This is a genomic window from Amycolatopsis camponoti, assembly GCF_902497555.1.
In the GTDB taxonomy this organism is placed as follows: Bacteria; Actinomycetota; Actinomycetes; order Mycobacteriales; family Pseudonocardiaceae; genus Amycolatopsis; species Amycolatopsis camponoti.
This window is the reverse complement of record NZ_CABVGP010000001.1, coordinates 1,875,721-1,898,520: the sequence shown is the minus strand read 5'-3', so window position 1 is coordinate 1,898,520 and position 22,800 is coordinate 1,875,721. Positions and strand designations below refer to the sequence as shown.

The window sequence follows — 22,800 nt, the reverse complement described above, 5'->3', positions numbered from 1 at the left end:
GTCAGCCCTTGAGCGCGCCCTGCATGATGCCGCCGACGATCTGGCGGCCGAACAGCAGGAACACGAGGAGGACGGGGACGGTGCCGATGGTGGCGGCGGTGAGCACGAGGGTGTAGTCGGTGGTGTAGCCGCTGGCCAGGCTGGAGAGCGCGGTCTGGACGGTCGGGTTCTCCGGGACCAGCACGACCAGCGGCCAGAAGAAGTCGTTCCACGCCTGCATGAACGTGAACAGCCCGAGCACCGCCGCGGCCGGGCGGGCGGCCGGCAGCGCGACGTGCCAGAACAGCCGCAGCGAGCCGCAGCCGTCCATCCGCCCGGCCTCCAGCAGTTCCAGCGGCAGTGCCCGCTCGAAGTACTGGCGCATGAAGAACACGCCGAACGCGGTGACCAGGCCGGGCACGATCACCGCCTGCAGCTGCCCGGCCCAGCCGAAGTCGGCCATCATCATGTACAGCGGCACGACGCCCAGCTCGGTCGGGATCGCCTGGGTGGCGACCACGAGCAGCAGCAGCACGGTCCGGCCGCGGAACTTCAGCTTGGCGAAGGCGAACCCGGCCAGCGTCGAGAACAGCACCACGGACACGGTGATCGTGCCCGCGACGATCATCGAGTTCCCGAGCGCCAGCGCGAAGTTCGACTCGTCGAAGACACGGGCGATGTTCTCGAACAGGTGCCCGCCCGGCACCAGCACGGGCGGGACGCTGCCGACGGCTTCCGTCGTCTGCGACGAGACGACGAACGACCAGTACACGGGGAACGCCGAGCCGGCCAGGATCGCGATCAGCGCGGCGTAGGTCCACGGGCTCGCGACCCGGCGCACGAGGCGCCGGGCCCGCCCGGGGGCCGCCGGCGGCGCGGGCGCGGCCGGGGTCAGCACGGTGGTCATGTCGGCTCCTCAGTCCGTTTGGATGCGCCGGGTCACCAGGTACGACACGCCCGCGACGAGCATCGTGGCCACGGCCAGGATCAGCGCGATCGCCGAGCTGTAGCCGAAGTCGTACTTGGTGAAGCCCTGCTCGTAGAGGTAGAGCGCGGCCGTCTGGAACTGCCGGTCCGAACCCCCGGTGGCCGCGGCCGTGCCGGGGTTGAACAGCAGCGGCTCGGCGAGCAGCCGCATGTTCCCGGTCGTCGCGATCACCGTCGAGAAGATGATCTGCGGCCGCAGCAGCGGCACGGTGATCCGCCAGAACTGCTGCCACCCCCTGGCGCCGTCGAGCGTGGCGGCCTCGTACATGGTCGACGGGATCGCCTGCATCGACGCCAGGAAGATCAGCGCGTGGTAACCGGTCCAGCGCCACACCACCATCGCCGCGATGGCGGTGTGCGAGCTGGCCGTGCCGGCCTGCCAGTCGACGTGGCCGCCGCCGAACCAGCTCAGCGCCCAGTTCACCAGCCCGAAGTCGCGGCCGAAGAGCTGCGCGAAGATGATCGTCACCGCCGCCACCGAGGTGATGTTCGGCAGGATCATCCCCATCCGGAACAGCGTCCGCCCGCGCAGCCTGCGGTTGAGCAGGTGCGCGATGCCGAGCGCGAACAGGATCTGCGGGATCGTGGTCAGCAGCCAGAGGCTGACCGTGTTCCCCATCGCGTTCCAGAAGTACGGGTCGTGGAACAGCAGCTGCTCGTAGTTGCCGAAGCCGATGAACGTCGCGCCCTCGGCGTCGAGCAGGTTGCGCTTCTGCAGTGACACGAAAGCCGTGTACAGCAGCGGGAACAGCCCGAAGACGCCGAAGATCAGGAAGTACGGGCTGATGAAGCCGAACGGCGACAGCTTGACGTCCCACTTGTGCCGCCGGTCGGCCCGGGAGAGCGTCATCACTTGATCTTCGCGACGTCACCGACCAGCTGCTGCCACGCCGCCGCGCCGTCCTGCTTGCCCTGCTCGACGCGCTGCATCGCGTTGCCGAACTCGGTCTGCACGTCGCCGGCCTTCGGGCCCTGGTACTGCGGGTTCAGCTTCTTCGCGGCGTCGGTGAAGAGCTTGCCGACGGGCGCGTTGTTGAAGAACGGGTTGGTGTAGCCGGTGATCTTCGGGTCGGTGTAGAGCGACGGCGTCGAGGGCAGCAGGCCCTGGCTGGTGAAGACCTTCGCCTGCTGCTCGGGCGCGGTCAGCCACGCGGCGAGGTCGGCGGCTTCCTTGGTGTGCTTGCCCTGCTTGGGGATCGTGAGGTACGAGCCGCCCCAGTTGCCGCCCCCACCGGGCACGCTCGCGACGTCCCACTTGCCCGAGGTGTCCGGCGCCTGGTCCTTGATCTTCGTCATCATCCAGGCGGGGCAGGTGACGGTCGCGAACTGGCTCTGCGTGAACCCGGTGTTCCAGGTCGGCGTGCTGTAGAGCAGGCCGGCGCTCAGGTTCGCCTTGACGGCGTCGACGACCTGGTCCCAGCCCGTGCGCAGAGCCGGGTTGCTCGCGACGACGATCTGGTCGCTCTGGTCGTAGTAGCCGACCGGAGCCTGGCCGAAGATCGCGTTGAGCACGGTCGGGCCGCCGTCCATCCACTTGACACCGTTCGGTGCCTTCGCCTGGAATCGCTTGCCCGCGTCGAAGAACGCCTGCCAGGTGGGCCAGAGCGCGGAGACGGCGTCGCGGTCGGCGGGCAGCTGGGCGGCCTCGAACAGGTCGCGGCGGTAGCAGATGGCCAGGCCGCCGACGTCGGTGCCGTAGCCGATCTGCTGGCCGCCCTTGGCCAGCGAAGCCGACCACTTCCAGCCCAGCCAGCGGTCCTTGAGCTTGTCGCCGCCGACGGTGTTGAGGTCGACGAACTTGTCCGGCGTCGCCTTGAACTGGGCGACGTACCCGGTGTCGATCGCCTCGATGTCCGCGGCGCCGCCACCGGTGGCCAGGTGCGCGGCGAGGCTCTTGTGGTGGTCGGAGTACGACGCGGTCCGCTCGGTGATCTCGATGTCCGGGTGCGCGGCCTGGTACTCCTTGATCAGGTCGGTGTAGCCGAAGTTGCCGAAGAGGCCGAGGCTGAGCTTGACCTTCTCACCGCCGGCGTCACTGCTCCCGCAGGCGCTCAAGGCGGTGACCGCGGCCAGGACAGCACCCGCCACGGCGATCAGGCGGGTCCGTCGGGTTGTCGTTTTCGGGCGCATGAGATCTCCGTTGTTCTGCGGGCCGGTCGGAAAACGCGGGACCTATGAGAGCGCTCCCAGTAGTGTTTCGTCAAGTAACGAAAAGATAACACGCTCTGGCATTTACCCAGCCAGAGATCATGTGCTAGGAATGTAACCGGTTACAAGGTAGGAGGCCCGCATGGTTACCGCCCGGGAGATCGCCCAACTCTGCGGGGTGTCGGTCGCGACCGTGTCGCGGGTCTTCAACCGCCCCGCCACGGTGAGCGCGACGACGCGCGAAAACGTCGAGCGCGTCGCCCGGGAGCTCGACTTCTCGCCGAACGAGTCGGCGCGAGCGCTGTCACGCCAGCGCTCGGCGATGGTCGGGCTGGTCTGGGACACCGACCACCGGCGGCCCGGCTGGCGGCACCCGTTCCTGCAGGACCTGTTGCTGGGCCTCAAGTCCGCGCTCAGCTCGCACGGCTACCACCTGCTGATGCTCGCGACGAGCGACGACGCCCGCGACCGCAACCCCGGCGTGTCGCTGGCCGACCCGATCGGGTACGTGAGCATGACCCGGCGCCACCACCTGGCCGGGCTGGTGCTGATCGACAGCGGCACCGACGCCGAGGCGTTCACGACGTTCGCCCAGTCCGGGCTGCCGTGCGTCGCGCTCGACGTGCCCCTGTCCGGGCCGCGCGCGACCTACGTGACCTCGGACAACGCCGCGGGCGCCGCGGAAGCCGTCCGGCACCTCGCCGCGCTCGGGCACGACCGGATCGCGACGATCACCGGTCCCCGCGGCAACTCCCCCGCCGCCGCGCGCACCGAGGGCTACCGCCGCGGGCTGGCCGAAGCCGGGCTGCCGGCGCGCGAGGACTTCGTGGTCACCGGGGACTTCTACCGCGAAAGCGGGTTCGTCGGGATGCGGCGGCTGCTGGCCCGCAAGGACCCGCCGACGGCGGTGTTCGCGGCCAGCGACGAGATGGCGGTCGGCGCCCTGCTCGCGGCCCGCGCGGCCGGGTTGTCGGTGCCGGCGGACCTGTCGGTGGTCGGCTTCGACGACATCGAGGTGGCGTCCCTGGTCGACCCGGCGCTGACGACGGTGGCCCAGGACAAACCGGGCTTCGGCACCGCGGCGGCGGGCGCGCTGCTGGCGATGATCGACAACGCCGGCGCCCCGGAACCGGTGCGCCTGCCGACGAAACTGGTGGTCCGCGACTCGTGCGGCCCTACGCGGTGATCTTCGCGTCCCAGTCGATGTGGTGCTCGTAGACCCAGCCCGGCTTTTCGCCGACGTCCTGCCCCGCGCTCGACGCGACCAGCTTCTCGACGCGCTCGCGGCGAAGTCCTTCGTACGCCGCGAAAGCCGACGCCGGGTCCCGCAGGTCGCGCAGGCACTGCGCGAGCACGACGCTGTCTTCGATCGCCATCGACGCACCCTGCGCGTCGGCCGGGGCCGCGGCGTGCGCGGCGTCGCCGACGAGCACCATGTCCGGCGTCGACCAGATCCGCGTGCTCGGGACGTCGTAGGAGTGACCGCCGAAGACCTCGTCGCCGGTGGCGGCGATGATTTCCGTGCAGGGCAACGGTTCCCCGGCGAACGCCGCGTACGCGAACTCGCGCCACCCCTCAGGAGTCACCGCCGCGATCGCCTCGCGGGAGCGCTCGGCGTCGGGGATGCGGGCGAACCAGAACGTCGCGCCGTCCGGGGCGGTCGTGAACCCGAAGGCCGCCTTGCTCCCGCGGACCATGCGGTAGATCCCGGCCGCCGACGGCAGCCCGCGCGCCCGCGTGTAACCCCAGACGACGGTCTGGCCGGTGTAGCGCGGGGCGTCGGCGTCCGGGTCGATCAGCTTCCGGACCACCGAGTGCAACCCGTCCGCGCCGACTAACACGTCACCCGTTTCGGTGGTGCCGTCGGCGAACTCGACGGTAACGCCGGTGCCGTCCGGCTTCACGCCGACCAGGCGCTTGCCGCGTTCGACGGGGACGGCCCGGCGCGCGGCTTCGTCCTGCAGGACGCGGTAGAGCGTCGCGCGGGTCAGCGTGCGCGGTCCGTCGAGGCCTTCGGTGCCGAACTCGCGCCGCCCGGCCGTTTCCCCGTTCGGGGCGACGAGCTCGACGCCGTGGGCGGCGAACGAACTGTCGATCACCGGCCGTTCGGCACCGATCGCGCGCAGGGCGTCCATGCCGTTGTGCATGATCGTGAGGAACGCGCCGGCGTCGTCCCCGCCGGCCGGGTAGGCCTCGAAGACCACCGGATCGTGTCCCGCGAGCTTCGCCGCCATCGCCGTGACCGTGCCGGCGATCCCGCCACCCGCGACCAGTACCCGCACTTCGCATCCCCCCGTGAACTCCGCGTGCCGCCGATCACGACGTTACCGTGACGGCGGCACGCGGCGCTCACTCCTTGGCGCCACTGGTGGCGATGTCGCCGTTGAGGCCGCGCGGGTAGAAACCGCCCGAGGACACCTTGTCCGGGTTGAGGTAGGCGATGTTGAGCACGCGGTCGGCCGAACGCCCGAACGCGATGCCGTTCGCGTCCGCGGGGACGAGGTTCGCCTTGCCGTCCTTGAGCACGCCTTCGTCGTCGTCGGCCTTGCCGTCCAGGCTGTCGCGGGCGTCGGAGATCTTGTTCGTGATGTCGCCGAGGCCGCGTTCGAACAGCTGCCCGCGCACGATGCCCGCGTGGTAGGCCTCGACCGCGAGGATGCCCGCCGCCGCGTCGAGGAACGTCTTGTTGTTCACCAGCGGCGCCGCGCCCTTGTAGGCGGACACGCCGACGTCCTCGAAGAGGAACGCGGCGAGCAGGAAGTTGTTCTCGCTCGCGAACGGGTCGAAGGTCTGGCCTTCCTTGATGACCCCGGCGGCCTGCATGGCGGCGGTGAAGCTGTTCTGGAAGTCGATCTCCGGCTGCGCGACGGCGGCCTTGTCGAGCGCCTTGCGCAGGAACGTCACGTGGGCGACCTCGTCGCCGGCGATCTCCTGGACGATCTGCTTGGTGTGCTCGCTCTTGAACTTGACCGCGTGCCCACCGGAGACCTTGCCCAGGTTGCCGACGCCGTTGACGTACTTCTCGTTCAGCCCGTAGCCGTAGACGGCGAACGAGTACAGGTTCGCCTCGAGGTACTCCAGGTTGAGCGCGAAGTTCAGCACCGCGGCGTCGCTGGCGGCGGCGTCCTGCGCGTTCTTCTCCGGGTACTGCGAAGTCGCGCCCGCCGAGCCGAGGCCCAGCGACAGCGCGGTTCCGAGCGCGCCGGCTCCCGCGACGCCGAGCCCCGCTGCTCCCGCAGCCTTGAGGAAGCGGCGGCGGTCGGTCGCGTTCTCCGCGCTGCGCTCGACGAGCTGCTGTGTGTAGCGTTTTCCGAACACCGGGGGACGTCCTCTCGTGACGAGTTCGTCCACCTCACCCAACGGTGATACGTACCTGGACGGCCCCCGGCTCGGTCAAATCGGGAAAAAGTTCTTCCCGATTTCGTTTGCCCAGGTCAGGCGCGTTCGGCCGCGGCGAGCCGGACGCACACGGCGAGTGCGCGGACGGCCTCTTCGACGTCGGCGAGCACCGGGAACGTCGGCGCGATGCGGATGACCGCGTCGGCCGGGTCGTCGCCGTGCGGGTGGGTCGCCCCGGCGGGGGTCAGCGCGACACCGGCCTCCTTCGCCAGCCGCACGACCTCCTTCGCGGTGCCCTCGGGCACGGTCAGCGACACGAAGTACCCGCCGGTCGGCTTGGTCCACGTCGCCAGGCCCGAGTCGCCCAGCTCCTCGGTGAGGATGCGGTCGACGGCCTCGAACTTCGGGCCGATGATCTCGGCGTGCTTGCGCATGTGCGCGCGGACGCCGGCCTCGTCCTCGAGGAAGAGGGCGTGGCGCAGCTGGTTGACCTTGTCCGGGCCGATGGTGCGCTTGCCGATGTTGCCGACCCACCAGGCCAGGTTGGCCTCGGAGGCACCGAAGAAGCCGACGCCGGCACCGGCGTGGGTGATCTTCGAGGTCGAGCCGAAGACGAACACGCGGTCGGCGTTCCCCGCCTCGGTGGCCAGCGCGAGCAGGTCGGCCAGGGCCGGCTCGGCGTCGGTCAGGTGGTGCACGGCGTAGGCGTTGTCCCAGAAGATCCGGAAGTCGGGCGCCGCGGTGGTCATGGTGGCGAACCGCTTGACGACGTCGTCACTGAACGTGACGCCGGTCGGGTTGCTGTACTTCGGCACGCACCAGATGCCCTTGACGGCGGAGTCCTCGGCGACGAGGCGCTCGACGACGGCCATGTCGGGGCCCTGGTCGGTCATCGGCACCGGGACGAGCTCGATGCCGAAGCGCTCGGTGAGCGCGAAGTGGCGGTCGTAGCCCGGGACGGGGGCGAGGAACTTGAGGGTGGGCTCGTCGGCCCAGCGGCGCTCGGCGCCGGGGAGCTTGGAGAGCAGGGCCTGGACGACGGCGTCGTGCATCAGCTCGAGGCTGGAGTTGCCGGCGGCGAGCAGCTGCCCGGCCGGGACCTGCAGCGCGCCCGCGAAGATGCGGCGCAGCTCCGGCAGGCCCTTGAGGCCGCCGTAGTTGCGGACGTCGGTGCCGTCCTCGGCCTTGAAGGTGCCGTCGCCGGGGAGGGTCAGCAGGCCGTTCGCGAGGTCGAGCTGCGCCGGGGACGGCTTGCCGCGGGTGATGTCGAGGGAGAGGCCGCGGTCGACCAGGGCCGCGTAGTCGCGGCGGGCCGTGTCGACGTCGACGGAAGCAGTGGTCATGGCGTCAACGCTAAACCCGGCGTCGATACCATTTCGGGGCGGGTCCTGGCTAGGGTGGTTGGTGTGCACTTGGTAGTCCACGCCGACCAGCGGCAGTTCTCGTTGCGCGACTCCGGTTCCCGGCTGGACGGCAGCGGCTGGACGGCGCTCGCCGTGGAGTTCCACCGGATAGCGTCCGAGCCGGCCGGCCTGGCGATCTCGACGGCGCGCTCGGACCTGGTGGAGTCGTCGATCACGCTCCTGCCTTCGCCCCCGGCATTGGCGACCGACGCGGAGCACGTCGTGGAAGCGGATCTTCCGGTTCCGAGCGGGAAAGTCGTGATTTCCGGACCCGCGGACTACCCGTCGCAGGAAAAGTTCTTTTCGGTGTTGCCGGGGTTGTACCGGGCGCGGGTGTCGTACGTGCCGGCCGGGCCACCGGTGGCGGAGTGGAACGACCACGAGTTCGGCGAGCATTACCGGTATGTGGTGGAGATGTGGCCGGTGGTGTCGGAGTCGGGTGTCGAGGTGCTGAGGCAGGGCGCCGCGGTCTGGGACGGTTAGAGCGCCGTCAGGGTCGCCGACTTACCCTGCGAAGTCGATGTCACTTCAAGGGCACTCTTCCCAGACGCATCTTGGTCGTTATTTTCTTGTTGAGTCCGTCGGCGCCGATCTTCTCGGAGAGTGCGGCGAGTGCCTCAAAATATCCGAGGTAGTAGTCGACTTTCCTCAACTGCCGTTCGACGGCAACACACGGCGCGAGCTTCTCCCACAACGTCTCGCATCCGACCCCGAAGAAGGAGATCATCGGCCGGGCCGGCGCGAGACGATGACCCACCAGGAGGCCGACATGATCGAAATACTGCGCAACCCGCTCAGCCGCCCTCCTTACCTCGTCCGGCAAGTCCCGCAGGGCCGGAGCCGACTCCACGTCGAATTCCGACATCTCGAAGACCGTTCGCCGTGCCATCTTGAGATCGTCTGACCGGTACTCCTCGAACAACTTCAAGATCGCAGCCACCGCGTTCGCGTTCCGCGCGGACCGCCACTGTCGTCGCATCGATACCGCCGCAATTGTCAGAGCGATAGCGGAGATGATTATCGGAAGCACGTCAAGCGCGACCTGAGTTGTCATTTCTCGACCTTAACCCTGCGACGTCGATCTGGTAATCAACCCGCCAGGAGCTTTCCGAACACGACTAGAGCGCCGTCAGGGTCGCCAGTTTCCAGCGACCGTCGATCCGCTTCGCCGTCACCGCCAGCTGGGCCACGGACGACGACGGCGCACCCCCGCCCTGCGTCACCGTCTGCTGGTCGAGAAACAACAGCAGCGAAGCATCATCACCCACCAGAGTCCGCACCCCCACCGCCCGGACCGTCGTCGTCCGCACCAGCTTCTCCGCCGAAGCCCGCGTACGCGCCGAAGCGAACTGATCGCGGTACTGCCCGACGGCAGCCCCCGTCAAGACCTCCGAAGCCGCCCGCTCGGTGCGCGCGAGGTTCGCGTAGTCGTACGAGAACACCGACTTGACCGCGTCACTCACCTCGGACGAAACCGACGCGGTCGCCGCCTGATCCACCAAAGCCGCATTGTCGCCCGGGGACAGCGAGGCCGTCTCGATGCCGAACCACACCGCGCAGCCCAGCGCCACCACCACGACCGCCGCCAGCACTCTCCTCATGAGCCCGCCGCCTGGACGCCCGAGATCTTCCACCCGTCCGGGGAACGCGTGACGTCCACCGTCAATCGGTTCAGGCGGGGAGAAGCCGCCGAACCGCCCGTCGAGACCCGGACGTCCAGGACCGCCAGCAGACGAGCCGACCCGTCGGACACCTCCGTCACCGCCGCCTGGACCAGCGAAGCGGACGAAACTGTCCTGGCCGTCGTCGCCCGGTCGATCTGGACCTGGCGATCCCCGCTCAGGTCCTTTCCGTACTGACCCGTCGTCGCCGCGATCCAGCGGTCCACGTCCGCGCCCGCCGAGCGGTAGTCGATCGTGTTCAGCGTGACCAGTTCCGGGCCCGCCGCCGCCAGCACGGCGTCGCGATCGCGGCCCCGGGCGAAAGAGTCGTCGGACGAGGCCCGCCACCACGTATAACCGGTCGCCGAAGCGGCCAGCACCGCGAGCACCACCGCGACGATCAAAACCCTCACGGCGCGCCCAGCAGCTTGCCCAGCCCGCCCGCCGACGGCCCGGTCAGCAGGCTCAGCATCCCGGGCAGCTGCTGCGGAGCGGGCGCCGCCTTCTGCTGGGGCGCGGCCGGGATCGCCGGTGGCTTTCCCGCGTACGGCGCGTTCTGCGACCCGCGCACCCCCGTCGGGCTGCCCGGCGGCTCCGCGCAGTACGCGTTCATGTTCACCGGTGCCTCGGTCTCGTCGTTCGCCGGACGCTGCTTCGTGCCTTCGTAGCCCTTCGTGCACGAAGCCGGGTCGAAGAAGTTCAGCACCACGCCCAGGTGCCCGGTGCCGTCCGGGGACGTCGACGGCGAGAACGCCGAGATGATCGGGTAGGCCACCAGCAGTTCCTCGATGGCGTCCTTGCGCGACGTCGTGATCTGCGCGGTGGTCAGCAGGTTGGCGAGCAGCACGCCCAGGTCGGTCCCGGACGCCGCGAGCACGTCGCTGATCTGGCGGCTCAGCCGCGGCGCCTCCGCGATGACGCGCCGCAGGTCCGGATCGGACGCCTTCAGCTGCCCGGCGATCGTCTTCAGCCCGGAAGCGAAGTCGGTGATGTTCGCCGCCTGCCGCTCCTGCGTGTCCAGCACGATCCGCGAATTCGCCAGCAGGCCTTGCGTTTCCGGCACGTACCGCGCGGCCACCGCGGTCACCGAGCCGGTGCTGTCGAGCAGCTGCTGCAGTTCCGGACCCGCGCCGGCGAACGCGTTGTACGTCTCGTCGACGACCGTCCGCAGCGACTCCGGGTGCACGCTCGCGACCAGGTCGTCGAGGTGCGTCAGCACGGTGTCCGGCGACGGCGGCAGCGACGTCCGGTCCACCGTGATCACCGACCCGTCCGCCAGGAACGGCCCGCCGTCGTGCTGCGGGAGCAGGTCGACGAACTGCTCCCCCACCGCCGAGCGGTTCGCCACCTGCGCGTGCGCGTCGGCCGGGATGTCCGGGGCGCCGGCGTCGATGTCGAGCGCGACGTCGACGCCGTGCTCCGTCAGCGTCATCCCGGTCACCCGCCCGACCGTGACCCCGCGGTAGGCGACCTCGGAGTTGACGAAGATGCCGCCGGAGTCGGTCAGCTGCGCGGTGACGACGTAGCCGCGGTTGCCGAAGAGCCGGTCCAGCCCGGCGTAGCGGCCGCCCGCGTAGACGACCGAGACGACCGCGATGACGACGAACGCGACCAGCTGGACGCGGACCTTGCGCGTGGTCACCGGCCACCCCCGATCAGGCCGAGCAGCCCGCCCAGCAGATCGGGACCCGCGCTCTGCGGACCCGGTCCGAGGTCCGGCAGGGGCAGCGGCGGAGCCACGGCCGACGGCTGACCGCCGATCCCCGAAGGCAGCGCGATCGGCGGCTGCGACGAGTTGGTGAAGTTCTGGATCAGCGTGTCCAGATCGAGGTTCACGTTCGCCTCGACGTTCGCGTAGTCGCCCTTGATCACGTTGCCCGCGTAGTCCGGGAACGGGTACGTGAGCAGGATCTGCAGCGCGTTCGGCAGGTTCGACCCGGCCTCGCCGAGCTTGGTCAGCGTCGGCTGCAGCGCCTTGAGGTTCGCGACCAGTTGGTCACGGCTCTTCGTGACCGTGTCGGTGGCGACGCCGGAGAGCGTGTTCAGCGCGTTCAGCATGCCGACCAGCTGGTCACGCTGGTCGGTGACGATCTTCAGGCCCGGCGCGAGGTTGTCGAGCGCGTTCGACAGGTTCTGCGTCTGGCCCGCCAAGGTGTGGGACAGCTTCCCGAGCCCGTCGATCGCGCGCAGGATCTCGGTCCGGTGCCCGTCGAGCTGGGTCGCCAGTTCGTCCACACGCGACAGCAGCGCGCGGATCTCCGGCTCGTTGCCCGACAGCGCGTCGTTCAGCTCGTGGCTGATCTTCTGGATCTGCTCGACGCCGCCGCCGTTGAGCAGCAGCGAAAGCGCGCCGAGCACCTCCTCGACCTCGGGGTTGCGGTTGGTGCGCCCGAGCGGGATCTGCGCGCCGTCGCTCAGTTTCCCGGTCGCCGGTTCGGCCGTGGGCACGCTCAGCTCGACGAACTTCTCGCCCAGCAGCGAAGACTGCTTCAGCTCGGCGTGGGCGTTGGCGGGCAGCGCGATGTCGCCGTTGACGGTCATCGCGACCAGCGCGGACCGCGTGTCCGGCGTCAGGCTGATCTTGTCGACCCGCCCGACCGCGACGTCGTTGACCTTGACGCTGGACTGCGGCACCAGGTCGAGCACGTCGGTGAACAACGCCGTGACGTGGTACGGGTGGTCGCCGACGTCGGCGCCGCCCGGCAGCGGGGTGCCGTAGAGGCCGTTGAACCCGCCGTCGCTGCAGGCCGCCAGCACGAGCACACCGGCGAGCATTCCCGCGAGCCGCTTCACTTCGCACCGCCCGCGAGCTGTTCCATGACGTCGACGAGCGGGAGCGGCAGGGGCGGGAGCGTCCCGTTCTGCAGCGAGTTGAGCACCTGCGGGATCGTCGGCAGCTTCAGCACGCCGTCGAGCACCGGCGCGAGCTGCTTGCAGATGTTCCCCAGCGTGTCGGGGACTTCCTTCGGCGTGCCCGCGCTGATCAGCCGGCACACGGTGAGGATCGGCGGGTTGGTCAGCTCGTTCAGGTTGTCGCGGACGGCGATGGTGCCCGACGCGGCGTCGTAGGAGTTGATGAAGTTGGTGGCGCCGGTCGGCGCGATGTCGAGCACCTCGGCGAGCGACGCGCGCTGGTCGACCAGCACCTTCGACAGCGACGCCAGCTTGTCCACATTGGACTCCAGGGCGCCTTTGTTGTCGTTGACGAACTGCTGGACGTCGCCGAGCGCCCCGCCGAGCGACTGCAGCGCGGCCCCGACGTCGGAGGAGTCCGCGGCGAGGAACTGGCTGACGTCGGCGACGCGGCCGTAGAACTCGTTGAGCTGCTGGTCGCTCTGGGCCAGCGCACCGGTGAACGAGTTCAGGTTCTGCACGGTCGAGAACAGGTCGTCCTTCGAACCGTCGAGGGTCTTCGCGAGGTCGGCGAGCCGCCCGACCGTCGAGTTCAGCGAAGCACCATTGCCCTGCAACGTGTTCGCCGCGGTGTCCAGGACACCGGACAGCGCGCCGTCCTTGTTGGCGCCGTTCGGACCCAGCGCCGTCGACAGCTTGTCCAGGCTGGAGTACAGGTCGTCCAGCTCCACCGGCGTCGCCGTGCGGTCCTTCGCGAGCACCGTGCCGGTGGCCAGGACCGGGCCGCTGTCGTAGGCCGGGGTCAGCTGGACGTAGCGGTCGCTGACCAGGCTCGGCGCGACGACGACCGCGCCGACGTCGGCCGGCAACGGCACGTCGTCGACCCGCATGTCCACGCGCACGGCGTCGCCCTGCGGCGTGACGTCGGTGACCCGCCCGACCGGCACGCCGAGCACGCGCACCGACGAACCCGCGTAGAGCCCGACGGTCTTGCCGAAATACGCCGAGAGCGTCGTGCCGGTGGAAGCGCGGAACACTAGGAAGAGCCCGGCGGTGAGGAGCAGCGCGAGGACGCAGGCGAAGGCCAGCCACGTCACCAGGCTGCGGCCGCGGTAGGTCCGGATGGTCATCGGCCGCCCACCCCCTGGTTCGGCGCCGCGATCGGCGGGGTGCAGCCCTCGGGGTTGATGTGCAGGCCGGCCGCGGTGATCGTCGGCGGCAGCAGCCCGCACAGGTAGCCCTCGAACCAGCGGCCGTTGCCGGTCGCGTTCGCGCCGACGCGGGCGAACGGCGCCATCAGCTGCAGGCTCTTGTCGAGGTTGCCCTGGTTGCGCTGCAGGATGTCGGTCACCTTGCTCAGTTTGTCCAGCGTCGGCTTGAGCTGCGCGCGGTTGTCCGCGACGAGCCCGGACAGCTGCTGCGAAAGCTGCTGGGTGCCGGTGAGCAGCGCGTGGATCGCCGTCTTGCGGTTCTGCAGCTCGGTGAGCAGCAGGTTGCCGTCGCTGATCACGCGTTGCAGCTGGGTGTTGCGGTCCGACAGCGTCTTGGACACCTGGCTCGTGTTCGCCAGCAGCGTGTGCAGGTCGTTGTCGCGGGACGACACCGTCTTGGCCAGCGAAGACAGCCCGTTGAGGGTGTCCTTGAGGTACTGCGGGCTGTCCTTGAGGCTGTCGGAAAGCGCGTTGAAGCTGTCCGCGAGCTGCTTCGTGTCGATGTCGCCGACCGTCGTCGACAGCTGTTCGAAGGCGTCCTGCAGCTGGAACGGCGTGCGCGTGCGGGCCTGCGGGATCGTCGTGTTCGGCTCTTGGGCGCCGCCGCCCTTCGGGTCGAGCGCGAGGTACTTCTCCCCCAGCAGCGTCTTGATCTCGATGGACGCCGTCGTCGCGTCGCCGACCCGGATGTCCTTGACGCGGAAGCGCACGAGCACCTGCTTGCCGGCCAGGGTCACCGACGACACCGTGCCGACCTTGACGCCGGCGACCTCGACCTCGTTGTCCGGCGCCAGCCCGGCGGACTCGCCGAAGTACGCCGAGTACGTCGTGCCGTTGCCGAAGAACGGGAGCTGGTCGGAGAAGTACGTCGTGGCCGTGACGAGCACGATCAGCACGAGCGCGACCGCGCCGACTCCCGCCTGGTTGCGATCCTTCAGCCGCTTCACGGACCACACCTCTCCGCGCGTTGCGTGCCGGGAATGGGGATGATCGGCAGGGTGATGTCGAGCGAGGAAATGCCGATGGTGCCGGTGATCCCGCACAGGTAGTAGTTGAACCAGCTGCCGTAGCTCAGCGTCCGGGTGAACTTCTCCAGGTTGCCCGGCAGCACTTCGAGCAGGTGGTTGAGCAGCACGCCGGAGTCGCCGAGGTTCTGCAACAGCACGCCGAGCCGCGCGACGTCGTCCTTCAGCGCCGGCCGCGCGTCCGCGAGCAGGCCCGTCGTGGACACCGCGAGGTCGCCGAGCGCGCTGACCGCGTCCCCGATCGGCTTGCGCTGCTCGGCCAGGCCGCTGACGAGCTTCTGCGTCTGCTCGATGAGGTCGCCGAGCTGCGGGCCGTGCGCGTTGACCGTGCCGAGCACGGTGTTGAGGTTCGCGATGACCTGCCCGATCACCTGGTCCTTGCTCGCGATCGCCGTGGTGAGTGACGCGGTGTGCTGCAGCAGGCTGGTGATCGTGCCGCCTTCGCCCTGGAAGACGCTGATGATCTCGGCCGAAAGCTGGTTGACGTCCTTGGGGCTCAGGGCCTTGAACAGCGGCTTGAAGCCGTTGAACAGCACGGTGAGGTTCAACGCGGGCTTGGTGCGCTCGGGCGGGATCGTGCCGCCGTCGGCCAGCGCGCGATCGCCCGGGACGTCGGTGCCGAGCGCGAGGTAGCGCTGGCCGACGAGGTTGCGGTACTTGATCGTCGCGGTCACCGTCTCCGGCAGCCGGTAGGCGTGCTCGACGTCGAACCGCACCTCGGCGAGGTTCTGCTCGCCTTCGACCACCCCGATCTCGTCGACCTGGCCGACCTTGACCCCGGCGATGCGGACGTCGTCGCCTTCCTTGAGGCCGGACGCGTCGGTGAACTTGGCCAGGTAGCCGGACGTCTCGCCGAAGTTGGTGTTCGCGATGGTGGCCGCGAGGACCCCGGTGAACAGCACCGTGACGACGGCGAACACCACGAGCTTGATCAGGGACGGAACGAAGCTCCTCACTTCAGCTCCACCTCCGCCCCGCGGTAGAGCGGCCCCACGAGCAGGCCCGCCCAGCCGGGCACGTCGCCGGGCGACGTCCCGAGCGCGGGTGAGGCGAGCAGGGCGATCAGCTCGCTTTCGTAGGCCGAGCCGACGATCGAGCCGTCGCCGCCGACGGCACCGCCCCCGGCGGGCAGCTCGCCGGACGGCGACTTCGGCGGCGCGGGCTTGCTGGAACCGTCCTTGATCGCGCCGTCCGGCGGGTACTGCGGCCAGACGCCCGGCTTCGGGACCTGCGGGTAGCAGCGCGGTCCGCGTTTGTCCTCGTACTTCGGCTCGTCGACGCCGGGCAGGTACTTGCCCCGGCTGGCGGCGAACTCGATGGTGACCCGGCTGACCTCGGGGTGCGCGGTGCCCTTGCCGAACGCCAGCTCGGCCGGCCCGACCTCCCCGGCGAGCTGTTCGAGCAGGCACGGGTACTCCGGCGCGTACTTGGCGAGCACGTCCAGCGTCGGCTGGACCGCCGTGGTGAGCCGGATGAGATTGTCCTTGTTGACCTGCAGGAAGCTCGTCAGGTCGACCGAAGCGGCGGTGACGGTGGCGTAGAGGTCGCTCAGCTGCGCGCGCTGGTCGACGATCGTCCGGCTCGTCGTCGTCAGGTCGGACAGCGCCTGCAGCAGGTCCGGGGCGGCCTTGTCGTAGGTGTTCGCGACGTTCGCGAGCCCGGTGATGTCGGCCTTGACGTCCGGCAGCGACGGGTTGAGCTTGCCGAGGTAGTCGCTCAGCTGCACGAGGGTCTGGCCGAGCTGCTTGCCGCGGCCTTCGAGCGCGGTCGACACCGCGGTCAGCGTGCTCGACAGCTTCTCCGGCTGGACGGCCTGCAGCAGCGGCATCACGTCGTCGAGCACCTTCTGCAGCTCGATCGCGGTGCTGCTGCGGTCCTGCGGGATGACGTCGCCCGCCTTGATCGGTCCCTGTGAAGATCCGGGCAGCTGCAGCGAGACGTACCGCTCGCCGAAGAGCGTCTTGGGCAGCAGGCGAGCCGAGACGTTCCTCGGGATGACGTGCGTCTTGTCCGGGTCGAGCGCCAGCTCCAGCTCGGCGTGGTCGCCCTTCGCCAGCACCGACCGGACCTCGCCGACGAGCATGCCGCGGACCTTGACGTCGCCGCCGGTGCGCAGCTGGCTGCCGACGTGGTCGGTCTCGAGCTTCACGAGCGTCACCGGCGTGAACGCCTTGTTGTAGACGGCGAGCGTGAACGCGATGAACAGGGCGGCCACGAGCAGGAAGGCCAGCCCCAGCACCTGGTACCGGAGCCGCTGCCCGAGCTCGCGCCTCATCCGGAGATCCTCACCGTGGTGTTCGCGCCCCAGATGGCGAGGGACAAGAAGAAGTCCAGCACCGAGATCAGCACGATCGACGTCCGCACCGCGCGGCCCACCGCCACGCCGACGCCGGCCGGGCCGCCGCTGGCGTTGAAGCCGTAGTAGCAATGGGAAAGGATCACGAGCACGCTGAACACGATCACCTTCCCGAACGACCACAGGACGTCGCCGGGAGGCAAGAAGAGCGTGAAGTAGTGGTCGTAGGTGCCCGCGGACTGGCCGTAGAGCCAGATGGTGATCTGCCGGGACGCGAGGTAGCTCGACAGCAGGCCGACCGCGTACAGCGGGATCACCGCGGCGACGCCGGCGAGCACCCGCGTCGTCACCAGGTAGGGCATGCTCGGCACGCCCATGACTTCCAGCGCGTCGATCTCCTCGGAGATCCGCATCGCGCCGAGCTGCGCGGTGAAGCCGCAGCCGACGGTCGCGCTCAAGGCGAGCCCGGCCGAGAGCGGCGCGACCTCGCGCGTGTTGAAGTAGGCGGAGATGAACCCGGTGAGGGCGGCCGTGCCCAGCTGGTTCAGCGCGGAGTAGCCCTGGAGACCGACGATGAGACCGGTGAACAGCGTCATCCCGATCATCACGCCGAGCGTGCCGCCGATGACGGCGAGGCCGCCGGTGCCGAAGCAGACTTCGGTGAGCAGCCGCAGCGTTTCCCGGCTGTAACGGCGGATCGTGCGCGGCGACCAGGCGAGCGCCTTCGCGGCGAAGGCGAGCTGCTTGCCGAGGCCTTCCAGGCTCTGGCCCGGACGCGCGATGTACTCGAGCGTCCGGTCGGTGGTGTCGAGGGGTTCCGCCGTCATCACATGGCCTTCGGCGGGACGATCCGCAGGTAGATCGCGGTCAGCACGACGTTGATGAGGAACAGCAGCAGGAACGTGATGACGACGGCCTGGTTGACGGCGTCGCCGACGCCCTTGGGCCCGGGCGGCGGGTTCAACCCGCGGAACGCCGCGACGACCCCGGCGACGAAGCCGTACAGCAGCGCCTTGATCTCGCTGACCCAGAGGTCCGGCACCTGGGCCAGCGCGTTGAAGCTGGCCAGGTACGCGCCGGGCGTGCCGCCTTGGAGGACCACGTTGAAGAAGTAGCCGCCGAGCACGCCGACGACACTGACCAAGCCGTTGAGCAGCACCGAAACGACCATCGCGGCGAGCACGCGCGGCACGATGAGGCGCTGGATCGGGTTGACGCCGAGGACCTCCATGGCGTCGATCTCTTCCCGGATCTTGCGCGCGCCGATGTCCGCGCAGACCGCGCTGCCGCCGGCGCCCGCGACCAGCAACGCCGTGATCAGCGGGCTGGCCTGCTGGACGATGGCGAGCGCGCTGGCCGCGCCGGTGAACGACTGCGCGCCGATCTGCGCGGTCAGCGAGCCGAGCTGCAGCGCGATCACCGCGCCGAACGGGATGGCGACGAGCGCGGTCGGCAGGATCGTGACGCTGGCGAAGAACCAGCACTGCTGGATCCACTCGCGGGTCTGGAAGGGGCGCTTGAAGATCGCGCGCAGGACCTCCCACGAGAGCGTCGCGAGGCGCCCGACCTGGGTCAGGGCCGCGGTGCCCGGGAGCGTGCCCGTGCTCTCGCTCACCACACCTCCCAGTAGGTCGTCGCTGACCTCCGAGTGTTCTCCATACCCGGTGCCCGATTTTCGTTAGCGGTGTTAACTGATCACGTCAGAAACTCAGGTTGAGCGCGTGCGACGCCGTGGCGCCGCCGTCCGCGATGAACTCCGCTCCCGTGCAGTACGCGCTTTCGTCGCTGGCCAGGAACAGCACCAGCTTCGCGACGTCCTCGGGCTGCCCGACGCGGCCGAGCGCGACCTTCTTCCCGACGTACGACATGTCGACTTTCTGCCCGCCCGCGGCGGTCTCGACCATCTGCGTGTCGATCGCGCCGGGGTGGACCGAGTTGACGCGGATGTGCTTCCTCCCGAGCTCCATCGCGGCGACCTTGGTCATCCCGCGGATGGCGAACTTGCTCGCGGTGTAGGCGACGAGGTAGGGCATCCCGGCCAGTCCCTCCACAGAGGACACGTTGACGATGGAGCCACCGCCGGCGGCGGTCATCGGTTCAACGACCGAGCGCATCCCGAGAAACGCCCCGATCTGGTTCACCCGGATGACGCGTTCGTAATCGGCCAGCTTCGTCTTGCCCAGTTCCGAGAAATGGAGGATGCCCGCGTTGTTGACCAGCACGTTCGGCGCGCCGAACTCGGTGGTCACGCGGTCGAGGGCGGTGACCCAGCTGTCTTCGTCGCCGACGTCGAGGTGCTGGTAGACGGCCTGCTCCCCCAGTTCGGCGGCGAGCTGCTTGCCCTCGTCGTCCAGGATGTCGGCGATCAGCACCTTCGCGCCTTCGGCGACGAACGCGCGCGCGGCGGCCGCGCCCTGGCCGCGCGCCGCTCCGGTGATCAGGGCGATCTTCCCGTCCAGCCTCATGACTCTCCCAGGATCTCGGTGGCGGCGAACATCCGGCCGGGGTCGCGGTCGGCGAAGAAGGAGCTGACCGACGTCTCGAGCTCGTCGAGGGACCAGCGCTGCTCGATCCGCGGCGCCCCGACCAGCGACACCGCGCCGCCGTGGACGATGAACACCTGGCCGTTGACGTGCTCGGCCGCGGGCGAAGCGAGATAGGCGACAAACGGGGCGACGTGCTCGACCGAGAGCGGGTCGGCACCCTCGGCGGGAGGAGCACCGAACACGCCCTCGGTCATCGCCGTCCGCGCGCGCGGGCAGATCGCGTTGGCGCGGACGCCGTACTTGGCCAGGCCGCGAGCGGCCGACATGGTGAGCGCGGTGATGCCCGCTTTGGCGGCGGCGTAGTTGGGCTGACCGGGCGAGCCGATGAGGAACGCCTCGGACGCGGTGTTGACCAACCGGCCGTACACCGGCTGTCCGTCCGCTTTGGACTTGTCGCGCCAGTACTTCGTGGCGTTGCGGGACAACAGGAAGTGGCCGCGCAGGTGGACGCGGAGCACGGTGTCCCACTCGTCGTCGGACATCGAGAAGAGCATCTTGTCGCGCAGCACGCCCGCGTTGTTCACGACGATGTCGAGCCCGCCGAGGTCGAGCGCGGCGGCCACGAGGGCGTCCGCGGTGGCCCGCTCCCCCACGTCGCCGGCGACCGCCACGGCCCGGCCACCAGCGGCTTCGATCTCTTCGACGACGTCCTTCGCTTCGGTGACGTCGTTGACGACGACCGTGGCACCCCGGGCCGCCAGGGCGAGCGCTTCGGCCCGTCCCAGTCCCGCGGCGGCGCCGGTGACGATCGCTGTCCTGCCGGTCAGGCTCACGCGCGGCCTCCTCGTCGAGTCCTGTGACCGGGCCTACACTAGAATCTGTTCTCGCCCTTTGCAAGAGATTCAGTGAACAGTGCTAACTGGCGATGAACAGGGCGTTCTTCGGACACCCTTTGACCGCATCTGTAACTTGTTCTACTCGATCGGCAGGCACCGGGCCCGGCTGGATGACGAGTTCTTCGTCGTCGTCGAGGTCGAAGACGTCCGGCGCGAACCCCAAGCACACCGCGTTCGCCTCGCAGAGCGAACGATCGACGCCGATCTCCATGCTTCCTCCGCCGCGTGAGTCCTGGTACAACTAGAACAGGTTCTACTATAACGCCGGATCGAGGTGACGGGTGCGGATCGACTACACACCGGAGCAGCGGGCACTGGCCGCGGAGCTCCGGGAGTACTTCGCCGAGCTGATGACGCCGGAACGTCGGGCCGGCCTCCGCGGCGCCGAGTACGGCGACGGCCTGGCGTACAAGGAGATCGTCCGCCAGCTGGGCAAGGACGGCTGGCTGGCGCTCGGCTGGCCGGAGGAGTACGGCGGGCAGGGCCGGCCGATGCTCGACCAGCTCATCTTCACCGACGAGGCGGCCGTCGCCGGGGTGCCGGTCCCGTTCCTCACGGTGAACACCGTCGGGCCGACCATCATGCGCTACGGCACCGACGAGCAGAAGGCGTTCTACCTGCCGAAGATCGCGGCCGGCGAGCTGCACTTCTCGATCGGCTACTCCGAACCGGAGGCCGGCACCGACCTGGCGTCGTTGCGGACGCGCGCGGTGCGCGACGGCGACGAGTACGTCGTCACCGGGCAGAAGATGTGGACCAGCCTGATCGAGCACGCCGACTACGTGTGGCTCGCGGTCCGGACCGACCCCGAGGCGAAGAAGCACCGCGGGCTGTCGATCCTGATCGTGCCGACGTCGGCTCCCGGGTTTTCGTGGACCAAGGTGCACACCGTCGCGGGTGCGGGCACCAGCGCGACGTACTACGACGACGTGCGCGTGCCCGTGTCCGCGCGCGTCGCCGAGGAGAACGCGGGCTGGCCGCTGATCACCAACCAGCTCAACCACGAGCGCGTCGCGCTGACGTCGTCGGCGCCCGTCCGCAAGGCTCTCGCCGACGTGCTGGCGTGGGCGAAGGAGACCGGCGCCATCGACCAGGAATGGGTGCGGGTGCACCTCGCGCGGGTGCACGCCGGCGCGGAGTACCTGAAGCTGCGGAACTGGCGGATCGCCTGGGCGGCCGCGGCGAGCGAGCTCGGACCGGCCGAGGCGTCGGCGACGAAGGTGTACGGCACGGAGTTCGCGATCGAGGCCTACCGCCTGCTGATGGAGGTGCTGGGCGCGGCTGCCGTCGTCCGCGACGGCTCGCCGGGCGCGCTGCTGGCCGGGCGGATCGAGCGGCTGCACCGGTCGGCGCTGATCCTCACCTTCGGCGGCGGCACCAACGAGATCCAGCGGGACATGATCGCCGCGACCGCCCTCGGCCTGCCCGTCACGCGCTAGGAGCGTCTCATGGACTTCACCCCCTCCGAGGCGTCGGCCGACCTGGCCGCGCTGACCCGGCGGATCGTCACCGACAAGGCCACGCACGACCCGCACGGCACCGGCGGCTTCGATGCTCCACTGTGGACAGCCCTGGGCCAGGCGGGCGTCCTCGATGCGGCGCTGCCGTCGTCGCTCGGCGGCGGCGGGTTCGGCCTGCTGGAGCAGTGCGCGGTGCTCACCGAGATCGGCCGCGCGGTGGCCGCGGTCCCCTACCTGCCGTCGATCACGATGGCGGCGTCGGCGCTGGCGGAGTTCGGCACGCCGGAGCTGGTGGACCGCTGGGTGCTGCCGGTGCTGCGGGGAGAACGCGTTCTAGCGGTGGCGTTGTCCGGTTTCACCGCTTCGGACGGCGTGCTGTCGGGCTCGCAGACCGCGGTGCACTTCGGCGCGTTCGCCCACGGCTTCCTCGTGGCGGCGTCCGGCGAGGTCTTCCTGGTCGACGCGTCGGCGCCGGGCGTCTCGGTCCGGCCCCAGCAGACGGTCGACCACGCGGACGCTTGCCTGCTGGAACTGTCCGAGGTTCCGGGGGTTTCGCTGGGCGACATCGGCGAATGGCTGCGCCTGCGCGGGACGGCCGGGGTGTGCGCGCAGCAGCTCGGCGTGGTCGAGCGGGCCCTGGAGCTGACCGCGGCGTACGCGGCGGAGCGGAAGCAGTTCGACCACGTGATCGGCGGGTTCCAGGCGGTCCGCCAGCGCCTCGCGGACGCGTACGTCGACGTCGAGGCGGTCCGGCTGACGTCCCTGCAGGCGGCCTGGCGGCTGGCGTCGGACCTCCCGTCGGCGGAAGCGGTGGCGACGGCCAAGTTCTGGGCGGCGGAGGCGGGCCATCGCGTGGCCCACACGACGGTCCACATCCACGGCGGCGTCGGCATCGACGTGGACCACGAGGTCCACCGCTACTTCACGGCGGCGAAGCGTCTGGAGTTCCTGCTGGGCCCGGCCACCCCGCAGCTCCAGGCCCTGGGCACCGAACTGGCAACCGGCGCCTGACCGCCAACCCGCGTACCCAGCCAGTCGGCCGACCCCGGCCGCGAG

Annotated in this window: 24 protein-coding genes; 4 read left to right on the top strand and 20 right to left on the bottom strand. The window is 69.7% G+C overall.

The window, feature by feature from the left end; translation table 11 throughout:
• Nucleotide 1: 1 nt before the first annotated feature.
• From AA23TX_RS09145 to AA23TX_RS09135, 3 genes are read right to left on the bottom strand one after another with little or no spacing between them, the layout of a single operon-like run.
• Nucleotides 2-886 (bottom strand): carbohydrate ABC transporter permease, encoded by an 885-nt coding sequence (locus AA23TX_RS09145; RefSeq protein ID WP_155542127.1) that lies wholly within the window; start codon nucleotides 884-886, stop codon nucleotides 2-4.
• A 9-nt stretch (nucleotides 887-895) separates the two neighbouring features.
• The gene (locus tag AA23TX_RS09140) at nucleotides 896-1,816 is read right to left on the bottom strand and encodes a carbohydrate ABC transporter permease (RefSeq protein ID WP_155542126.1); all 921 of its coding nucleotides are present in this window, start codon (nucleotides 1,814-1,816) and stop codon (nucleotides 896-898) included.
• Nucleotides 1,816-3,096 (bottom strand): ABC transporter substrate-binding protein, encoded by a 1,281-nt coding sequence (locus AA23TX_RS09135; RefSeq protein WP_155542125.1) that lies wholly within the window; start codon nucleotides 3,094-3,096, stop codon nucleotides 1,816-1,818. The genes AA23TX_RS09140 and AA23TX_RS09135 overlap by 1 nt, the downstream gene beginning before the upstream one ends.
• Nucleotides 3,097-3,256: 160 nt before the next feature.
• Here AA23TX_RS09135 and AA23TX_RS09130 point away from each other — a divergent pair, with 160 nt between their 5' ends.
• The gene (locus AA23TX_RS09130; protein ID WP_155542124.1) at nucleotides 3,257-4,300 is read left to right on the top strand and encodes a LacI family DNA-binding transcriptional regulator; all 1,044 of its coding nucleotides are present in this window, start codon (nucleotides 3,257-3,259) and stop codon (nucleotides 4,298-4,300) included.
• On the opposite strand, the gene AA23TX_RS09125 is transcribed toward AA23TX_RS09130, so the two are convergent.
• The 3 genes from AA23TX_RS09125 to AA23TX_RS09115 all read right to left on the bottom strand — a co-directional run bounded on the left by AA23TX_RS09125 (nucleotide 4,290) and on the right by AA23TX_RS09115 (nucleotide 7,796).
• Nucleotides 4,290-5,396: an FAD-dependent monooxygenase gene (locus tag AA23TX_RS09125; protein ID WP_155542123.1), complete on the bottom strand. Its 1,107-nt coding sequence runs from the start codon at nucleotides 5,394-5,396 to the stop codon at nucleotides 4,290-4,292. The two genes, AA23TX_RS09130 and AA23TX_RS09125, sit on opposite strands and share 11 nt — an antisense overlap.
• A gap of 67 nt (nucleotides 5,397-5,463) precedes the next feature.
• Nucleotides 5,464-6,432, bottom strand: a complete 969-nt coding sequence (locus AA23TX_RS09120; protein WP_155544336.1) for a ferritin-like domain-containing protein — start codon at nucleotides 6,430-6,432, stop codon at nucleotides 5,464-5,466.
• A gap of 116 nt (nucleotides 6,433-6,548) precedes the next feature.
• Complete coding sequence (locus AA23TX_RS09115) at nucleotides 6,549-7,796, bottom strand: aspartate aminotransferase type Ic (RefSeq protein ID WP_155542122.1); 1,248 nt, start codon at nucleotides 7,794-7,796, stop codon at nucleotides 6,549-6,551.
• Nucleotides 7,797-7,859: 63 nt separating this feature from the next.
• Between AA23TX_RS09115 and AA23TX_RS09110 the strand changes: the two genes are divergently transcribed.
• On the top strand, nucleotides 7,860-8,339 hold the full coding sequence (locus AA23TX_RS09110) for a hypothetical protein (protein ID WP_155542121.1): 480 nt from the start codon (nucleotides 7,860-7,862) through the stop codon (nucleotides 8,337-8,339).
• 40 nt (nucleotides 8,340-8,379) lie between these two features.
• Here the strand turns inward: AA23TX_RS09110 and AA23TX_RS09105 are convergent, their stop codons facing one another.
• The 14 genes from AA23TX_RS09105 to AA23TX_RS09040 form a co-directional block, all read right to left on the bottom strand.
• Nucleotides 8,380-8,910, bottom strand: a complete 531-nt coding sequence (locus AA23TX_RS09105; RefSeq protein WP_155542120.1) for a DUF4760 domain-containing protein — start codon at nucleotides 8,908-8,910, stop codon at nucleotides 8,380-8,382.
• A gap of 64 nt (nucleotides 8,911-8,974) precedes the next feature.
• Nucleotides 8,975-9,457, bottom strand: coding sequence for a hypothetical protein (locus tag AA23TX_RS09100; protein ID WP_155542119.1), 483 nt, complete (start codon nucleotides 9,455-9,457; stop codon nucleotides 8,975-8,977).
• Nucleotides 9,454-9,930 (bottom strand): Rv1363c family protein, encoded by a 477-nt coding sequence (locus AA23TX_RS09095; protein ID WP_155542118.1) that lies wholly within the window; start codon nucleotides 9,928-9,930, stop codon nucleotides 9,454-9,456. Before AA23TX_RS09095 ends, AA23TX_RS09100 begins: the two co-directional genes overlap by 4 nt.
• Entirely contained in the window at nucleotides 9,927-11,159 is a 1,233-nt protein-coding gene (locus tag AA23TX_RS09090) for an MCE family protein (protein ID WP_155542117.1), read from the bottom strand. Before AA23TX_RS09090 ends, AA23TX_RS09095 begins: the two co-directional genes overlap by 4 nt.
• The gene (locus AA23TX_RS09085; protein ID WP_155544335.1) at nucleotides 11,156-12,292 is read right to left on the bottom strand and encodes an MCE family protein; all 1,137 of its coding nucleotides are present in this window, start codon (nucleotides 12,290-12,292) and stop codon (nucleotides 11,156-11,158) included. Before AA23TX_RS09085 ends, AA23TX_RS09090 begins: the two co-directional genes overlap by 4 nt.
• 14 nt (nucleotides 12,293-12,306) lie before the next feature.
• Complete coding sequence (locus AA23TX_RS09080; RefSeq protein WP_155542116.1) at nucleotides 12,307-13,500, bottom strand: MCE family protein; 1,194 nt, start codon at nucleotides 13,498-13,500, stop codon at nucleotides 12,307-12,309.
• The gene (locus tag AA23TX_RS09075; RefSeq protein ID WP_196425245.1) at nucleotides 13,497-14,528 is read right to left on the bottom strand and encodes an MlaD family protein; all 1,032 of its coding nucleotides are present in this window, start codon (nucleotides 14,526-14,528) and stop codon (nucleotides 13,497-13,499) included. The genes AA23TX_RS09080 and AA23TX_RS09075 overlap by 4 nt, the downstream gene beginning before the upstream one ends.
• Nucleotides 14,525-15,562 carry an MCE family protein gene (locus AA23TX_RS09070; RefSeq protein WP_155542114.1) on the bottom strand — a complete coding sequence of 346 codons (1,038 nt, stop codon included), beginning with the start codon at nucleotides 15,560-15,562 and terminating at the stop codon, nucleotides 14,525-14,527. The genes AA23TX_RS09075 and AA23TX_RS09070 overlap by 4 nt, the downstream gene beginning before the upstream one ends.
• A complete protein-coding gene (locus AA23TX_RS09065; RefSeq protein ID WP_155542113.1) occupies nucleotides 15,559-16,881 on the bottom strand; it encodes an MCE family protein in 1,323 nt (440 codons plus the stop codon). The genes AA23TX_RS09070 and AA23TX_RS09065 overlap by 4 nt, the downstream gene beginning before the upstream one ends.
• Entirely contained in the window at nucleotides 16,878-17,729 is an 852-nt protein-coding gene (locus tag AA23TX_RS09060; RefSeq protein ID WP_167384618.1) for an MlaE family ABC transporter permease, read from the bottom strand. The genes AA23TX_RS09065 and AA23TX_RS09060 overlap by 4 nt, the downstream gene beginning before the upstream one ends.
• Nucleotides 17,729-18,517, bottom strand: coding sequence for an MlaE family ABC transporter permease (locus AA23TX_RS09055; RefSeq protein WP_155542112.1), 789 nt, complete (start codon nucleotides 18,515-18,517; stop codon nucleotides 17,729-17,731). Before AA23TX_RS09055 ends, AA23TX_RS09060 begins: the two co-directional genes overlap by 1 nt.
• Nucleotides 18,518-18,602: 85 nt before the next feature.
• Nucleotides 18,603-19,367: a glucose 1-dehydrogenase gene (locus tag AA23TX_RS09050; RefSeq protein WP_155542111.1), complete on the bottom strand. Its 765-nt coding sequence runs from the start codon at nucleotides 19,365-19,367 to the stop codon at nucleotides 18,603-18,605.
• Nucleotides 19,364-20,221, bottom strand: coding sequence for a 3-oxoacyl-ACP reductase (locus AA23TX_RS09045; protein ID WP_155542110.1), 858 nt, complete (start codon nucleotides 20,219-20,221; stop codon nucleotides 19,364-19,366). Before AA23TX_RS09045 ends, AA23TX_RS09050 begins: the two co-directional genes overlap by 4 nt.
• Nucleotides 20,222-20,303: 82 nt before the next feature.
• Nucleotides 20,304-20,495 (bottom strand): ferredoxin, encoded by a 192-nt coding sequence (locus AA23TX_RS09040; RefSeq protein WP_155542109.1) that lies wholly within the window; start codon nucleotides 20,493-20,495, stop codon nucleotides 20,304-20,306.
• Nucleotides 20,496-20,565: 70 nt separating this feature from the next.
• On the opposite strand from AA23TX_RS09040, the gene AA23TX_RS09035 reads away from it, so the two are divergent.
• A complete protein-coding gene (locus tag AA23TX_RS09035; RefSeq protein WP_155542108.1) occupies nucleotides 20,566-21,723 on the top strand; it encodes an acyl-CoA dehydrogenase family protein in 1,158 nt (385 codons plus the stop codon).
• Between the two features lie 9 nt (nucleotides 21,724-21,732).
• A complete protein-coding gene (locus AA23TX_RS09030) occupies nucleotides 21,733-22,755 on the top strand; it encodes an acyl-CoA dehydrogenase family protein (protein ID WP_155542107.1) in 1,023 nt (340 codons plus the stop codon).
• Nucleotides 22,756-22,800 lie beyond the last annotated feature (45 nt).

What these genes read in the sequence shown, in the direction of transcription:
- AA23TX_RS09145 (WP_155542127.1), bottom strand. Translation starts at nt 886, where the DNA reads ATGACCACCGTGCTGACCCCGGCCGCGCCCGCGCCGCCGGCGGCCCCC.
- AA23TX_RS09140 (WP_155542126.1), bottom strand. Translation starts at nt 1,816, where the DNA reads ATGACGCTCTCCCGGGCCGACCGGCGGCACAAGTGGGACGTCAAGCTG.
- AA23TX_RS09135 (WP_155542125.1), bottom strand. Translation starts at nt 3,096, where the DNA reads ATGCGCCCGAAAACGACAACCCGACGGACCCGCCTGATCGCCGTGGCG.
- AA23TX_RS09130 (WP_155542124.1), top strand. Translation starts at nt 3,257, where the DNA reads ATGGTTACCGCCCGGGAGATCGCCCAACTCTGCGGGGTGTCGGTCGCG.
- AA23TX_RS09115 (WP_155542122.1), bottom strand. Translation starts at nt 7,796, where the DNA reads ATGACCACTGCTTCCGTCGACGTCGACACGGCCCGCCGCGACTACGCG.
- AA23TX_RS09105 (WP_155542120.1), bottom strand. Translation starts at nt 8,910, where the DNA reads ATGACAACTCAGGTCGCGCTTGACGTGCTTCCGATAATCATCTCCGCT.
- AA23TX_RS09100 (WP_155542119.1), bottom strand. Translation starts at nt 9,457, where the DNA reads ATGAGGAGAGTGCTGGCGGCGGTCGTGGTGGTGGCGCTGGGCTGCGCG.
- AA23TX_RS09085 (WP_155544335.1), bottom strand. Translation starts at nt 12,292, where the DNA reads ATGCTCGCCGGTGTGCTCGTGCTGGCGGCCTGCAGCGACGGCGGGTTC.
- AA23TX_RS09080 (WP_155542116.1), bottom strand. Translation starts at nt 13,500, where the DNA reads ATGACCATCCGGACCTACCGCGGCCGCAGCCTGGTGACGTGGCTGGCC.
- AA23TX_RS09065 (WP_155542113.1), bottom strand. Translation starts at nt 16,881, where the DNA reads ATGAGGCGCGAGCTCGGGCAGCGGCTCCGGTACCAGGTGCTGGGGCTG.
- AA23TX_RS09060 (WP_167384618.1), bottom strand. Translation starts at nt 17,729, where the DNA reads ATGACGGCGGAACCCCTCGACACCACCGACCGGACGCTCGAGTACATC.
- AA23TX_RS09050 (WP_155542111.1), bottom strand. Translation starts at nt 19,367, where the DNA reads ATGAGGCTGGACGGGAAGATCGCCCTGATCACCGGAGCGGCGCGCGGC.
- AA23TX_RS09040 (WP_155542109.1), bottom strand. Translation starts at nt 20,495, where the DNA reads ATGGAGATCGGCGTCGATCGTTCGCTCTGCGAGGCGAACGCGGTGTGC.
- AA23TX_RS09030 (WP_155542107.1), top strand. Translation starts at nt 21,733, where the DNA reads ATGGACTTCACCCCCTCCGAGGCGTCGGCCGACCTGGCCGCGCTGACC.